A 12,995-nucleotide genomic window follows, 5' to 3' on the forward strand; every position below is an offset into this window, starting at 1 on the left:
CCGCTCATCTGAAAGGAGCCTATGATGGCCCACCGGATCATTCACCCCGACGGCTGGAAAGCGGCCAAAGGCTATGCCAACGGCGTGCTCTGCGCGGACGGCACGCTCTATGTGGGCGGCCAGATCGGCTGGACCGCGGATCAGGTGTTTGAAGCGCATGACTTCATCGGCCAGATGCGCCAGGCGCTGCAGAATATCCGCGCGGTGGTCGAGGCGGCGGGCGGTGCGCCTGAACATATCACGCGCCTGACCTGGTATGTGACGGACAAGAAAGAATACCTCGCCGCCCAGGGAGAGGTTGGTGCCGCCTACCGCGATGTGATGGGGCGGCATTTCCCGGCGATGACCATGGTCGTTGTCGCGGGCCTCGTTGAGGACGAAGCCCGGGTCGAGATTGAGGCCACCGCCGTTATCGCCTGAGATCAGGCGCGCCAGGGCATCGCCTGCGTGGCACAGAAAACCACTGCGGCCAGGCTCACGATGGTCGGGCCGGTGGGCGTATCCATCGCAAAAGAAACCAGCAACCCGCCCAGGGCAGAGGTCCCGCCGATGAGCATGGCAACCACGGCCATGGCTTCCGGTGTCCGGGTCAGCGGTCTTGCCGCCGCCGCCGGAATGATCAGCAACGCCGCGATCAGCAGGGCGCCCACCACCTTGATCGCCACCGCCACTGTCACCGCCAGCGCCAGTGTCAGCACCAGCTGTTCCCGGCGCGGATTGACGCCCGAGGCCTGTGCCAGATCAGGGCTCAGAGTGGCAGACAGCAGTGCTGACCAGCGCCATACCATAAGCGCCGTGACAACTGCCGCACCGCCCCAGATCAGCGCCAGCCCGGCCTTGGAGACGGCCAGAATATCGCCCACCAGATAGCCCATCAGATCCACACGCAGCCCCGGCACCAGCGACACCGCCACCAGCCCCAGCGCAAGTGCCGCATGCGCAAAAACGCCCAGCAGGGCATCACTGCTGACACCGCGCCCGGCAAGGACCGTCAGCCCCAGCGCCATGGCCATGGCCATCATCAGAACGCCACCCGTTATGGGCAGTTCAAGCGACAGCGCCAGGGCCACGCCCAGGATTGCCGCATGGCTGGTGGCATCGCTGAAATAGGCCATGCGCCGCCAGATCACAAAACATCCCAGCGGGGCCGCAGCCAGCGCCACGCCCAGCCCGGCAAGGGCCGCGCGCACCATAAAATCGTCAAGCATTATTCAGCCGCCTCGCGTTTCGCAGACCCTGCAGGCGCGTGATCATGATCGCAGTCCGGGCCGTGACTGTGGCTGTGCTCGTGCCGGTACAGCGCCAGCGCGCCGCGGGTGCCCGTGCCAAAGAGAGCGCGGTATTCCGGGGCGCTTGCCACGATCTCCGGCGTGCCCTCGCAGCAGATATGCCCGTTCACACAGAGCACCCGGTCGGACGCGGCCATTACGACATGCAGGTCATGGCTGACCATCAGCACCGCGCAGCCCGTTTCCTGGCGGACGGTGGCGATCTGCTGATAAAACGCGGCCGATCCGGGCTGATCAAGGCCTTGCGTCGGCTCATCCAGCACCAGCAGATCAGGCGCGTCCAGCAGGGCGCGCGCCAGCAGCACGCGCTGAAACTGACCACCGGACAGATCACGCATCTGTCTGTTGCCAAGACCGGGCACGCCCGCCTCCGCAAGCACCTCCTCTGCGCGCGCCGGTGATATCCGGCGGGGCAGGCCCAGAAACCGCGTCACCGTCAGCGGCAGTGTCGCATCAATGGCCAGCGACTGCGGCACATAGCCGATCTTCAGTTTTCGGGCCCGCGTCACCGTGCCCACGGCCGGGGCCAGCGCGCCGATGCAGGCGCGGATCAGGCTGGATTTACCGGATCCGTTCGGCCCCACGATTGTGACGATCTCACCCGGCGCGATGCTCAGGTTCACGTCGCGCAGGACCGTCTGCCCGCCATAGGCAAGGCTGAGGTCCCGTGTCTCCAGCAGCGCGCTCATGCGGCGTGATCCGGCTGGCATTCCGGGCAGAGACCCTGGGCTTCAACCACCGTGCGTTCAATCTGAAATCCGGCCTCCTGCGCGGCCTTGTCAAGGCGGCCCGCAGCCGGGGCTGTATTGGCTTCGGCCACGGAATTGCAGCCGCGGCAGATCAGAAAGGCAGGGGCGTGATCGCCGCCGCTGTGGGTGCAGGCGACATAGGCGTTCAGCGCCTCGATCTTGTGTGCCAGACCTGCACGCACCAGAAAATCGAGGGCGCGGTAGGCGACGGGTGGCTGCGAGCCCAGGCCCTCTGCCGCCAGCCGCGCCAGCAGGTCATAAGCCCCGACCGCACGATGCTCGTCCAGCAGGATTTCCAGCGTCCTGCGGCGTACTGGCGTCAGGTTCAGGCGCAGCTCTTTGCAGCGTGCTTCTGCCCGGGCAATCATGTCTGACATGCAGTCATCATGGTTGTGACACGGGAAACCTCTGGCTGGCATGGATGCCTCCGTCAGATTTGCGATTGATATGTTATAACATCCCTGTTACGGGACCTCTGCGTTATTCACAAGGGGGTACTATGATGCGTTTTTCTGTTCTGACAGCCGGTGGGCTGATGATTGCCGGTGCTGCTTATGCCGAAGCGCCGCGCGTGGTGACAGACATTGCCCCCGTACACAGTCTGGTGGCGCAGGTGATGGCAGGTGCAGGGTCACCTGATCTGCTGGTGCCGCCCGGTGCCTCGCCCCACGCCTACGCCATGCGCCCCTCTGAGGCGCGCGCGCTGTCGCAGGCAGATGTCGTGTTCTGGATCGGCCCGGAACTGACCCCCTGGCTCGAAGGTCCCGTTGAAACACTGGCCGGCGATGCCCGGCATGTGTCTTTGACCGAAGCGCCCGGCATGGTGCTGCTGGAGTTCCGGGAGGGCGAGAATTTCGAAGCCCACGATCACGCGCATGATGAACACAGCGGCGAAAAACATGATGACCACGGCCATGAAGATCATGACGGGGATCACGCGGCCGAAAAACACGACGATCATGACCACGACGCGCATGATGATCATGCGCACGATGAACATGATGACCATGACAAGCATCATGATGAGGCCGAAGGTCACGATCACGACGAACATGATCATGACAAAGAGCACAAAGAAGCCGGTCACGACGACCATGATGACCATGGCGATGAACACGCCGGGCATGAGGGTCACGCCCATCACGGCAGCACCGACCCGCATCTGTGGCTCGACCCTGCAAACGCGCAAGCCTGGCTGACACATATCAGCGCCATTCTGTCCGAACAGGATCCTGAGAATGCAGATCTCTATGCTGAAAATGCACGCAAGGCCGCTGTGGAACTGACGGCTCAGCAGGCCGCGATTTCAGAGCAGCTGGCCCCCTTTGCGGATAAACCCTTCGTCGTCACGCATGACGCCTATCACTATTTCGAGGCGCGCTTTGGAGTAACAGCAGTTGGCGCGATCACGCTCGCCGATGATGGCCCGGCCAGCGCCGGTCATCTGGCCGAAGTGCGTGAGACAGTGGAGCGCACCGGAGCCACCTGTGCGCTGAATGATCCCGCATCGGGCGAGGGGCTGATCGATGCGCTCACCACGGACGGCGCGCTGCGTATCGCCACGGCCAGCCCGACCGGCGCCGGTTTCGAGCCGGGTCCTGCCTTTTACCCGGACATGCTGCAGAACATTGCGGACGCGCTGACAGACTGCCTCGGCAGCAGCTGATATGCCCGCAGGCCGGGCTGGCCCTGCGTCAGCCCGGCGGCACCCTGTCATCATCCTGCGCCAGCACGCTCAGCATCTGAAGATCGGTTGGTTCCGGTGCGGCACCCGCCCGTGTCAGCAGGGCATGCACCTGCCCACGGTGATGGGTCTGATGGTTGACCATATGGGCAAAATTGAAGCCGAAACTTGTCTCGACCGCCTCCGTGCCCCTGATCCAGCGCACCGGTCTGGCCAGATCTTCCAGGGTCAGACCGTCAGCCAGCGCAACGATCTCATCATCCAGCGCCGCGCGGTCCCGCACATAGACCGCCCAGTCACGGGGCGTGTCGGTATAGGGATGCTCCTTGCCGATCCGGGCGGCAGTTTCCGCGTCCTCGTTCAGACGCGCCAGCCAGACCCGGTCGTCCCACAGAATATGGTTGAGAGACCCGGCAATGGACCCGAAAAACGCCCCACCGTCCCGCCAGCGCTCTGCATCTGACAGACCATCCGCGGCCCCGACCAGCGACCGGTTCTGCCAGCGGTTATACCGCGCCATGGTCCGCGCGTAATGCAGTGTGATCATGCTGTGCCTCCGGATGCCGGTCCTGGCAGCAAACTTATACCGCTGGAATGCTTATCAGCCGAGCGGACGACGCTGCCGTGCTGATTTTTCAGCCAAATGACCACTTCTTGTTTCTTAGGTGAACCAACGATACCGTTTTCGAACAAGAAGGGGGAGATCAATGTCATTTACACAAAGTGATTTAGATGCGCTTGCGCAGAGTTACACCGATGCATGGAACTCGAAAGTTCCAGAAAACGTCGCTTCATTCCACAGACAAAGCAGCAGCATAGTAATCAATCAAGGCGAACCATCGGTCGGCCATTCAGGGCTTACCGAGATGGCGGCTGGCTTCCACGCAGACGTTCCGGATCTGCAGCTAACCTGTAACGGTATTCGCGGTGCTGGAAACCACGTGATCTATCTTTGGACGTTCACAGGACATCACGCCGACACCGGCAATGCCTTGAATGTGAAGGGTTGGGAAGAGTGGGAACTCGACGAGGACATGAAAGTCACATCTTCGTTGGGTTGGTTTGATGGAGAAGACTACGAGCGGCAAGTGGTTGGCAAAAACAGCTAATTGAGCCCGACTTTAAAGAACCGATCTAAAACAGACGTTTGTTCAATGCGCAGCATCAGTCAAAGTGGGCTCTCAGCAGACCTCCACGCCACCGCACACAAAAAACCCCGCCTCATCTCTGAGGCGGGGCTCGTTTGCGAATTAGGCACAAAGGTCAGACTGCGATTTTACCGCCGCCCTGTTTGGTGACCACAACCACTGACGGTCGTGGCGGCATGGCCGGGTCGAAATCCGGCCAGCGTGTCGCAGGGTCTTCAAAGGTCGAGTTGCGCTCGAAGCCCTTGAAATCCTTGGTGCCATCCGTGCCCGGGTGCTGTACGGCCAGGAACAGCGTCTCGCCGCTGTCGTGGAAATACGGACCGCAGAGCTCGCCGCCGACGGGGCAGCGGAAGAAGAGCCTCGACGTTCCGCGCAGCTCGCCGCTTGTCTCCAGCGCGTAGAGCCCGTCGGATTTGCCCGTCTTGCCCCAGCCGCTGCCCTGGTCGGTCGAGATCCAGAGCCGGCCATCGGCGTCGATCGCGGCATTGTCGGGCGAGCCGAACCAGCCGTTTTCCGACGTTTCCGGGTTCCACTGGGCACCCACTTCGGCAATCGTCGGATCCCCGCATTTCACCAGGATCGACCAGGTGCCTGTGGTCGCCGCGTGATCGCCACCGGCCTCTTTGATCTCGATGATATGCCCGAAAGAGCTTTCCGCCCGCGGGTTCGCCGCGTTCACCTGATCCGGTTTGCGCCGGGTGTTGTTGGTCAGCATCAGATAGGCGGTGCCATCGGGCCCGGGCTGGGCGTCTTCCGGACGGTCCATCGGGGTCGCGCCCAGCAGGTCAGCCGCAATCCGGGTGTCGATCAGCACATCGGCCTGGCTTTCAAAACCGTTCTCAGCGGTCAGCGGGCCCTCACCATGCACCAGCGGCATCCATTCCACCGTGCCGTCCGCATCAAAGCGTGCCACATAGAGCGTCCCGTCTGACAGCAGCGAACTGCCAAAGCCCGCGTCGTCCGTGACAGTCCCGTTCGAGACATACTTGTACTGATAGTCAAAACGGTTGTCGTCGCCGGAATAGACCACCAGCTTGCCGCTGGACGAGATGGTGGTTTCCGCACCCTCGTGACGGAACCGCCCCAGGGCTGTGTGTTTGATCGGCTTCGCATCCGGGTTGCGCGGGTCCACCTCGACGATCCAGCCCCAGCGGTTGGGCTCATTGGGCTCTTTGTCGATGTTCCAGCGGTCATGATACTGGCCCCAGGCATACCAGCGGCCCGGCACGCCATAGCGTTTCATGTTGGCCGCTTCAGGTTGCGCCGAAATGTCGGGCTTGCCATCGGCGTCGACTTTATCGCTCCAGAAATAGCCGTGGAAGTTCTCCTCCGCCATCAGGTAGGTGCCCCAGGGCGTCATACCGCCCGCACAGTTGTTTACGGTGCCGATCACGGTCAGGCCGTCGGGGTCTGCGTTGGTTTTCATCCGCGCGTGGCCGGCGGCGGGGCCACCAATGGTCATCTCGGTGTTCAGCGGCGTAATGCGGCGGTTGTACCGGCTGTCGCGCACCAGCGCCCATTTGCCGTCATCGCCCTGCGCGATCTCGACGACAGTGCCGCCGTGTGCTGCCATTTCGATGTCCACCAGCTCTTTGGTCATGCCCTTAAAGCCATCGCGGTCCTGGCGGCCCAGCCCCGGGAACATAACCTCTTCGTTGGTGTATTCGTGGTTCACGCAGAGCAGACCGCGCGTGCCGTCGTCGTTCAGCGCGGTGAAGCCAACGTAATCGTTGTTGTACCCGAACTGCTGCAGTTGCGCTTCAACCGTCTGGTTCATTACATCAAACTCGGGTGCGTCCGCGGTGATCGGATCGCCCCAGCGCAGCAGTACATCCGCGTTGTAACCGTCGGCGATATGGTGCGTTTCGTCGTTGCCCCAGGTCAGTTCCTCAAAATTGTAGCGCCCTGCGGCAGCGGCAGACGCCTGTTTCGGTGCGATCATTGCCGAGGTGCCAAAAAGCGCGGTGGTGGCGCTGACGCCCAGAATGCCCTTCATCACATCGCGGCGGCCATAGCGCGTGTTGATCACATCTCCGATCGTGCGGCTCAGGTTCGGGTTTGTGGGGATGTCGTCAAAGGCCTCAAAGGCTTCTGCCTTATTGCCGTGTTCGGGGTCATTGATAATGCTGTTGCGGTCCATTTCTGGCTCCCTTGCTGGAAATCTTCTGGCGTCGCACAGCCGGCGAATCCCGGACTGTGCAGGTCCTGGTTTTCAATGCCCGTTTCTGATGACGGCTCTGTGACACCCGACCCGCGTACAACCCTGACGGGTGGTTTTCGCTATTGCAAGACTTTTACGAGAGGGCAGCGATCAGGCCCGGGATCTGCTTGCGGAACGGAAAGAAGCCCCTGGTGGCATGGGGCCAGGCCCGCTGATCCCAGGCCCGCGTCATCCGCACAAGGCGCGGCATACCCGGGCGCGCGGCAGCAGCAGCAAGGCAGTCTGCTACGGCTCCGGCAGGCGCTGTCGGGGTAACGATCTGCTCCAGATCATGTGCCATGGCCCAGGCTTCCAGTGCGTCGGGGCCCTCCAGGCGTTCAGGGGTGTCTCCGATCTGGCCGGCCCAGCGGTTGGCCGTGTCCTGCAGGGCACCGGCCCGGAACGCGGGGACATGCGGGGCCGGGTGCAGCGGCGTGAAACCGGTCTGCGGGGCCAGTACTGCCGCGGCCGTAATCTCCGTGCTCTGCAGCACGAACTCCGGGCTCAGATCGTCCTCATGCAGCAGGAACCCGGTGCGCAGACCCGGGCGCGGGGCGGCGGGCGGGGGCAGAATGCCCGCCGCCGGCGGGGCAGGGGCCTCGATGGCCCGTGCCTCGCCTGCCAGCTGCCACTTCGGGTGAAACCGCCCGTCGGTGTACTTCGAAATATTGGACGTCCGCGCCAGATAGGTCTTGCCCGGCGTCTGAATGCCCGCAACCCAGCGCCAGCTCAGCGTGTTGGAGGCCGGGTCCCCGTCCAGCAGATGGCGCAGAAAGAAATCCGCGCCGAGCTCCCAGGGCAGCTCCAGCGTGAAAATCCAGATCGAGGCGAACCACATCCGTGCGTGATTGTGCAGATACCCCGTCTTAACCAGCTCCCGGGCCCAGGCGTTGAAACACTCAATATCCGTTGCACCGCTGCACGCCGCTTCCCAGCGGTCGCGCAGCCCGCTCTGGGTCTGCACATCATCGAGGCACCGGCGCAGATCGGCCTGATACCGGTCCCAGACAGCCGGGCGCAACTGCAGCCAGCCCTTCCAGTAGGTGCGCCAGAAAACCTCCTGAATGAACTTTTCCGCAGCCGCCGGACTGTGCCGCCCCAGCACTGTGCGGACCACTTCCTCTTCGGTAATCAGCCTGCAGCGCAGCCAGGGTGACAGGGCCGACACGGCGTCATGCGCGCCGGGGCCAAAGTCGTAATTGCGCCGCGCGGCATAGTCGCGCCCGGCCTTCGGGGCAAAGGCGGCAAGGCGCTCCAGCGCGGTTGTCCGGTCGGGCGGGAAAAGGGTCAGTGCATCCATGCGGCGCTACATGGGGCCCGCGCCGCGGGTTTCAACGCAGAGTGGCAGGATTTGCGCCCGCCCCCTTGCAGCCCCCCGGTGGCGATACTAATGTTTCATCAACGGTCCGTGAGGTATGGTCTTCGCGGACAACAGCAGACAGGCATCCCTCATGAAAGATCCGATTGAAACCTATATGAATCTCGTTCCCATGGTCGTGGAACAGACCAGCCGGGGCGAGCGCGCCTACGACATCTTTTCGCGCCTGCTCAAGGAGCGGATCATCTTCGTCAACGGCCCGATCCACAGCGGGATGAGCCACCTGGTGGTCGCCCAGCTGCTGCACCTTGAGGCCGAGAACCCGACCAAGGAAATCAGCGTTTACGTGAACTCACCTGGTGGCGAGGTGACGGCGGGTCTCTCGATCTATGACACCATGCAGTACATCAAGCCCAAGGTCTCGACCCTGATCTGCGGCATGGCTGCCTCGATGGGCTCGGTCATCGCCATCGGGGGCGAAAAGGGCATGCGTTTCGCACTCCCCAATGCCGAAGTGATGATCCACCAGCCCTCCGGCGGGTCGCAGGGTAAGGCCGAAGACATCCTGATCTCCGCCCGTCACATCGAACGGACGCGGGAACGGATGTACCAGCTTTACGTGAAACACTCCGGCCAGACCCTCAAAGCCGTGCAGAAGGCGCTCGACCGTGACCTCTGGATGACACCCGAGGAAGCCAAGGACTGGGGTCATATTGACGAGATCGTTGAAAACCGCGGCAAGGACGAGGACGACAGCTGAACGATGCGCCCGGGTGCACAGTGAGTTTACCATTTAGCGATTGTGGACCTGTCAGCGCTGGCTTAAGCTGGCATAAAGGAGCCGGTGCACCCTGCATTACGGGGCGCCGGACACCACCAAGGACCTGAAAGGGTTGACATGGCTACGAATTCGAGTGGCGACAGCAAAAACACGCTTTACTGCAGTTTCTGCGGGAAAAGTCAGCACGAGGTGCGCAAGCTGATCGCGGGACCAACGGTGTTTATCTGCGACGAATGCGTCGAACTCTGCATGGACATCATCCGTGAAGAGACCAAAGCCTCCGGGCTCAAGGCCACCGATGGTGTGCCCACACCCAAAGACATCTGCGAGGTTCTGGACGATTACGTGATCGGTCAGGCGATGGCCAAACGCGTGCTCTCGGTCGCGGTGCACAACCACTACAAACGTCTCAATCACGCCCAGAAGGGTGGCGATATCGAGCTGGCGAAATCCAACATCCTGCTGATCGGCCCCACCGGCTGCGGCAAGACGCTGCTGGCTCAGACGCTGGCGCGCATCCTTGATGTGCCCTTCACGATGGCCGATGCGACCACACTGACTGAAGCGGGCTATGTGGGTGAGGATGTCGAGAACATCATCCTCAAGCTGCTCCAGGCCTCCGAGTACAACGTCGAGCGGGCACAGCGCGGCATCGTCTATATCGACGAGGTCGACAAGATCACCCGCAAGTCCGAAAACCCCTCGATCACCCGCGACGTCTCGGGCGAGGGTGTGCAGCAGGCGCTGCTGAAACTGATGGAAGGCACCGTGGCGTCGGTCCCGCCCCAGGGCGGCCGCAAGCATCCGCAGCAGGAATTCCTGCAGGTGGACACCACGAACATCCTCTTTATCTGCGGCGGTGCCTTTGCCGGTCTCGACAAGATCATCGCGGCGCGCGGCAAAGGCTCGGCCATGGGCTTCGGCGCTGATGTACGCGACAATGACGAGCGCGGCGTGGGCGAGATCTTTACCGACCTCGAACCCGAGGATCTGCTGAAGTTCGGCCTGATCCCCGAATTCGTTGGCCGTCTGCCGGTGCTGGCAACGCTCGAGGATCTGGACGAGGACGCGCTGGTAACCATCCTGACCCAGCCCAAGAACGCTCTGGTGAAACAGTACCAGCGACTCTTTGAGCTGGAGGATACACAGCTGACCTTTACCGACGATGCGCTGCTGGCCATCGCCAAACGGGCCATCGAACGCAAGACCGGTGCGCGCGGGCTGCGCTCCATTCTGGAGGACATCCTGCTGGATACGATGTTCGATCTCCCGGGGCTTGAGTCGGTGACCGAGGTTGTGGTGAACGAAGAAGCCGTGAATTCTGATGCGTCACCTCTGATGATCCACGCCGATACCGAAAAGGAACCGGCCAGCGCCGGCTGACCGGATCAACTCTGAAAATTTCCGCGAAAGGCAGGCACAGAGCCTGCCTTTTGTGATTCAGAACCGCGCGGCAAAGCGTTAACAGGGCGTAGCAGCAGCGCGCGCGGCGCACCGACGCAATACCGACGTGAAACCGACGTCTTACCGACGCGGCACCGACACCAGAAAGAAGGGCTCGACTATGACCATCACACGCATCCATTCCGGCGGAGAATTCGAGCCGAAAATCGGCTATTGCCGCGCGGTCGTCGCGGGCGGCTGGGTTCATGTGGCAGGCACCGTCGGGCACGGCACCACGGCGGTGGAACAGTGCCGGTCCGCGCTGGAAATCATCGGTAAGGCACTGGCCGAGGCGGGCTGCAGTTTTGCGGACGTGGTGCGGGTCACATATATGCTGCCCGACCGCGAAGAGTTCCCGCCCTGCTGGCCGATGCTGCGCGAGGCGTTCGGCGAGAACCCACCGGCAGCCACCATGATCGAATGCGGTCTGATCACCCCCGAAGACCGCATCGAGATTGAGGTGACGGCCCTTTTGCCCGGCGCGGGGTGACGCGGGCAGAAAGCCGCGGGCCGGGGGCTCTATCGTGCTGGACCTTTGCGGCCTGATCCGCCATATGTGAAACAACAGTGCGACCGGAGATCTGACCCATGGGCATTCTGAACACATTGCTGCGCGCCGTGACGTGGTGGAACGGCCAGACGCTGAACACTCAGCTCTGGACATCGCGCCACGGCGTAAAGGTGGGCGAGGACAGCCAGGGGAATGTTTTCTATGAAAACAAGGACAAGTCACGCCGCTGGGTGATCTACAACGGCGAGGCCGAGCCCAGCCGTGTGGACCCGGACTGGCACGGATGGCTGCATCACACCTGGGAAGAGCCGCCCACCGATACGCCGCTGAAACACAAATCCTGGGAAAAGCCGCATCAGGAAAATCTGACCGGCACTGCACTCGCCTATGCGCCCACCGGGTCGATCCGCCGTGGCGATCCCGCACCGCGCAGCGACTATGAGGCCTGGACGCCGGAGTAAGCGCTGATGTCTGAGAATACCACCGAAGTTCTGACGGGGGCGGCCGTTCTTGCAGCGGCCGTTGCCTTTGTTGTCTATGCCGGGCAGGTGTCCGGGTTTTCCGGCGGCGCGCCGACCTATCCGCTCGAGGCCAGTTTCCGCAGCCTTGAAGGGGTCAGCGTCGGTACAGACGTGCGCCTTGCGGGTGTGCGGGTGGGCTCGGTCACCGATGTCGTTCTGAACCCGGAAACCTACCGTGCGGACACCACTGTGTCTGTTCAGCGCGGTGTCGAGATACCCGATGACAGCGCGATCATCATTTCTTCTGAGGGGCTGCTGGGCGGCAATTTTGTTGAGATCGTTCCCGGCGGATCACCGTTCTTTTACGAAGAGGGTGACACCATCGAAGACACGCAGGGTGCGGTCAGCCTGATCAGCCTTCTGCTGAAGTTTGTGAGCGGCCAGACCGAATGATACGTGCGGCCGTTCTGGCGCTGGCGCTTGCCGGTGGCCCTGCAGCGGCGCAGCAGGCGGCAACTGACGCTCCGGGCGTGGTGCTGCGCGGCCTTGATAAGATCAACGGGCTCGTCTTCGATATCGAACTGCCGGTCGGTCAGACCGCAAGTTTTGGTGATCTGCGGATTTCCCTTTCGTCATGTCGCTATCCGGTTGGTAATCCATCGGGCGATGCCTTTGCCGCGCTGGAAATCCGCGATGAACTGCGTGGCGAAGAGGTGTTTTCAGGCTGGATGATTGCGTCGACACCCGCACTGTCTTCCATGGATCACGCGCGCTACGATATCTGGGTCATGCGCTGCACAACCTCCTGAGGGCTGCGCAGTGGCGCCGCGGCGAAGTCGGCGTCCTCTTCAATCGCTGAAAACAGCAGTGACCGGTATTGTGCGCGGGTGATTTCCACAGCGCCCAGCGAGGCGAGGTGCGCGGTCAGAAACTGTGTGTCAAAGAGCTGGAAGCCCGCGTCGCGCAACCTGTCCACCAGGCAGGCGAGCGCCATTTTGGATGCATTGGTCCGCCGTGAAAACATGCTTTCGCCAAAGAATGCAGCCCCCAGTGTGACACCGTAAACACCGCCGACAAGCGCGCCATCTTCGCGGATTTCCAGCGAATGCGCCTGTCCACGCGCCCGGAGCGCCAGATACAGGTCGCGGATGGTCTCATTGATCCAGGTATCCGGGCGGTCCGCGCAGGCATCCACGACGCCCGCAAAATCCTGATCGACGCTGACAGTAAACGCGGTGCCGCGCATCGCGCGGCGCAATGAGCGCGACGCGTGAAACCCGTCAAGGGGCAGGACCCCGCGCCGCCGTGGATCGACCCAGAACACTTCGTCGTCGTGGCGGTGCTCGGCCATCGGAAAAATGCCAGAGGCATAGCCTTGCATCAGGACATCCGGTGTCAGCTGCATCGCAGC

General features: G+C 62.4%; 16 protein-coding genes. 9 read left to right on the forward strand and 7 right to left on the reverse strand.

Going from position 1 to position 12,995, the window contains the following annotated elements; all coding sequences use genetic code 11:
* Positions 1 to 24 precede the first annotated feature (24 nt).
* Complete coding sequence (locus AB4K19_RS03890; protein ID WP_375230972.1) at positions 25 to 420, forward strand: RidA family protein; 396 nt, start codon at positions 25 to 27, stop codon at positions 418 to 420.
* Between the two features lie 2 nt (positions 421 to 422).
* Here AB4K19_RS03890 and AB4K19_RS03895 read toward each other — a convergent pair whose 3' ends face one another.
* The 3 genes from AB4K19_RS03895 to AB4K19_RS03905 are packed head-to-tail and all read right to left on the reverse strand — an operon-like array spanning position 423 to position 2,457.
* The gene (locus tag AB4K19_RS03895; protein WP_375230616.1) at positions 423 to 1,208 is read right to left on the reverse strand and encodes a metal ABC transporter permease; all 786 of its coding nucleotides are present in this window, start codon (positions 1,206 to 1,208) and stop codon (positions 423 to 425) included.
* Positions 1,208 to 1,978, reverse strand: a complete 771-nt coding sequence (locus tag AB4K19_RS03900) for an ATP-binding cassette domain-containing protein (protein WP_375230617.1) — start codon at positions 1,976 to 1,978, stop codon at positions 1,208 to 1,210. Before AB4K19_RS03900 ends, AB4K19_RS03895 begins: the two co-directional genes overlap by 1 nt.
* The gene (locus tag AB4K19_RS03905) at positions 1,975 to 2,457 is read right to left on the reverse strand and encodes a Fur family transcriptional regulator (protein ID WP_436399102.1); all 483 of its coding nucleotides are present in this window, start codon (positions 2,455 to 2,457) and stop codon (positions 1,975 to 1,977) included. Before AB4K19_RS03905 ends, AB4K19_RS03900 begins: the two co-directional genes overlap by 4 nt.
* An 80-nt stretch (positions 2,458 to 2,537) precedes the next feature.
* Here AB4K19_RS03905 and AB4K19_RS03910 point away from each other — a divergent pair, with 80 nt between their 5' ends.
* Positions 2,538 to 3,704: a zinc ABC transporter substrate-binding protein gene (locus AB4K19_RS03910; RefSeq protein WP_375230619.1), complete on the forward strand. Its 1,167-nt coding sequence runs from the start codon at positions 2,538 to 2,540 to the stop codon at positions 3,702 to 3,704.
* Between the two features lie 28 nt (positions 3,705 to 3,732).
* Here AB4K19_RS03910 and AB4K19_RS03915 read toward each other — a convergent pair whose 3' ends face one another.
* Positions 3,733 to 4,269 (reverse strand): DinB family protein, encoded by a 537-nt coding sequence (locus AB4K19_RS03915; protein ID WP_436399105.1) that lies wholly within the window; start codon positions 4,267 to 4,269, stop codon positions 3,733 to 3,735.
* 160 nt (positions 4,270 to 4,429) lie between these two features.
* On the opposite strand from AB4K19_RS03915, the gene AB4K19_RS03920 reads away from it, so the two are divergent.
* Positions 4,430 to 4,831 carry an ester cyclase gene (locus AB4K19_RS03920; RefSeq protein ID WP_375230621.1) on the forward strand — a complete coding sequence of 134 codons (402 nt, stop codon included), beginning with the start codon at positions 4,430 to 4,432 and terminating at the stop codon, positions 4,829 to 4,831.
* A 154-nt stretch (positions 4,832 to 4,985) separates the two neighbouring features.
* Here AB4K19_RS03920 and AB4K19_RS03925 read toward each other — a convergent pair whose 3' ends face one another.
* Together AB4K19_RS03925 and AB4K19_RS03930 are read right to left on the reverse strand one after the other, a co-directional pair.
* Positions 4,986 to 7,010, reverse strand: a complete 2,025-nt coding sequence (locus tag AB4K19_RS03925; protein WP_436399108.1) for a PhoX family protein — start codon at positions 7,008 to 7,010, stop codon at positions 4,986 to 4,988.
* 154 nt (positions 7,011 to 7,164) lie between these two features.
* Positions 7,165 to 8,370 carry an FAD-binding domain-containing protein gene (locus AB4K19_RS03930; protein ID WP_436399110.1) on the reverse strand — a complete coding sequence of 402 codons (1,206 nt, stop codon included), beginning with the start codon at positions 8,368 to 8,370 and terminating at the stop codon, positions 7,165 to 7,167.
* Between the two features lie 151 nt (positions 8,371 to 8,521).
* Here AB4K19_RS03930 and AB4K19_RS03935 point away from each other — a divergent pair, with 151 nt between their 5' ends.
* From AB4K19_RS03935 to AB4K19_RS03960, 6 genes are all read left to right on the forward strand, one after another.
* Complete coding sequence (locus AB4K19_RS03935; RefSeq protein ID WP_375230625.1) at positions 8,522 to 9,148, forward strand: ATP-dependent Clp protease proteolytic subunit; 627 nt, start codon at positions 8,522 to 8,524, stop codon at positions 9,146 to 9,148.
* Between the two features lie 138 nt (positions 9,149 to 9,286).
* A complete protein-coding gene (gene clpX / locus AB4K19_RS03940) occupies positions 9,287 to 10,552 on the forward strand; it encodes an ATP-dependent Clp protease ATP-binding subunit ClpX (protein ID WP_436399112.1) in 1,266 nt (421 codons plus the stop codon).
* 181 nt (positions 10,553 to 10,733) lie between these two features.
* Positions 10,734 to 11,102: a RidA family protein gene (locus AB4K19_RS03945; RefSeq protein WP_375230627.1), complete on the forward strand. Its 369-nt coding sequence runs from the start codon at positions 10,734 to 10,736 to the stop codon at positions 11,100 to 11,102.
* A gap of 98 nt (positions 11,103 to 11,200) precedes the next feature.
* Positions 11,201 to 11,584, forward strand: coding sequence for an NADH:ubiquinone oxidoreductase subunit NDUFA12 (locus AB4K19_RS03950; protein ID WP_375230628.1), 384 nt, complete (start codon positions 11,201 to 11,203; stop codon positions 11,582 to 11,584).
* 6 nt (positions 11,585 to 11,590) lie between these two features.
* Positions 11,591 to 12,037 (forward strand): outer membrane lipid asymmetry maintenance protein MlaD, encoded by a 447-nt coding sequence (gene mlaD, locus AB4K19_RS03955; protein ID WP_375230629.1) that lies wholly within the window; start codon positions 11,591 to 11,593, stop codon positions 12,035 to 12,037.
* The gene (locus AB4K19_RS03960; protein ID WP_375230630.1) at positions 12,034 to 12,393 is read left to right on the forward strand and encodes a DUF2155 domain-containing protein; all 360 of its coding nucleotides are present in this window, start codon (positions 12,034 to 12,036) and stop codon (positions 12,391 to 12,393) included. The genes mlaD and AB4K19_RS03960 overlap by 4 nt, the downstream gene beginning before the upstream one ends.
* Here AB4K19_RS03960 and aat read toward each other — a convergent pair.
* Positions 12,357 to 12,989: a leucyl/phenylalanyl-tRNA--protein transferase gene (aat, locus tag AB4K19_RS03965; RefSeq protein WP_375230631.1), complete on the reverse strand. Its 633-nt coding sequence runs from the start codon at positions 12,987 to 12,989 to the stop codon at positions 12,357 to 12,359. The genes AB4K19_RS03960 and aat overlap by 37 nt on opposite strands.
* Positions 12,990 to 12,995: the final 6 nt, after the last annotated feature.

Origin of the sequence: Roseobacter phycocola (assembly GCF_042055075.2) — a bacterium.
Taxonomy (GTDB): Bacteria; Pseudomonadota; Alphaproteobacteria; order Rhodobacterales; family Rhodobacteraceae; genus Roseobacter.

Coding starts and splice junctions, on each gene's coding strand:
- AB4K19_RS03890 (WP_375230972.1), top strand. CDS start 25: ATGGCCCACCGGATCATTCACCCCGACGGCTGGAAAGCGGCCAAAGGC.
- AB4K19_RS03895 (WP_375230616.1), bottom strand. CDS start 1,208: ATGCTTGACGATTTTATGGTGCGCGCGGCCCTTGCCGGGCTGGGCGTG.
- AB4K19_RS03900 (WP_375230617.1), bottom strand. CDS start 1,978: ATGAGCGCGCTGCTGGAGACACGGGACCTCAGCCTTGCCTATGGCGGG.
- AB4K19_RS03905 (WP_436399102.1), bottom strand. CDS start 2,457: ATGCCAGCCAGAGGTTTCCCGTGTCACAACCATGATGACTGCATGTCA.
- AB4K19_RS03910 (WP_375230619.1), top strand. CDS start 2,538: ATGATGCGTTTTTCTGTTCTGACAGCCGGTGGGCTGATGATTGCCGGT.
- AB4K19_RS03915 (WP_436399105.1), bottom strand. CDS start 4,269: ATGATCACACTGCATTACGCGCGGACCATGGCGCGGTATAACCGCTGG.
- AB4K19_RS03920 (WP_375230621.1), top strand. CDS start 4,430: ATGTCATTTACACAAAGTGATTTAGATGCGCTTGCGCAGAGTTACACC.
- AB4K19_RS03925 (WP_436399108.1), bottom strand. CDS start 7,010: ATGGACCGCAACAGCATTATCAATGACCCCGAACACGGCAATAAGGCA.
- AB4K19_RS03930 (WP_436399110.1), bottom strand. CDS start 8,370: ATGGATGCACTGACCCTTTTCCCGCCCGACCGGACAACCGCGCTGGAG.
- AB4K19_RS03935 (WP_375230625.1), top strand. CDS start 8,522: ATGAAAGATCCGATTGAAACCTATATGAATCTCGTTCCCATGGTCGTG.
- clpX (WP_436399112.1), top strand. CDS start 9,287: ATGGCTACGAATTCGAGTGGCGACAGCAAAAACACGCTTTACTGCAGT.
- AB4K19_RS03945 (WP_375230627.1), top strand. CDS start 10,734: ATGACCATCACACGCATCCATTCCGGCGGAGAATTCGAGCCGAAAATC.
- AB4K19_RS03950 (WP_375230628.1), top strand. CDS start 11,201: ATGGGCATTCTGAACACATTGCTGCGCGCCGTGACGTGGTGGAACGGC.
- mlaD (WP_375230629.1), top strand. CDS start 11,591: ATGTCTGAGAATACCACCGAAGTTCTGACGGGGGCGGCCGTTCTTGCA.
- AB4K19_RS03960 (WP_375230630.1), top strand. CDS start 12,034: ATGATACGTGCGGCCGTTCTGGCGCTGGCGCTTGCCGGTGGCCCTGCA.
- aat (WP_375230631.1), bottom strand. CDS start 12,989: ATGCAGCTGACACCGGATGTCCTGATGCAAGGCTATGCCTCTGGCATT.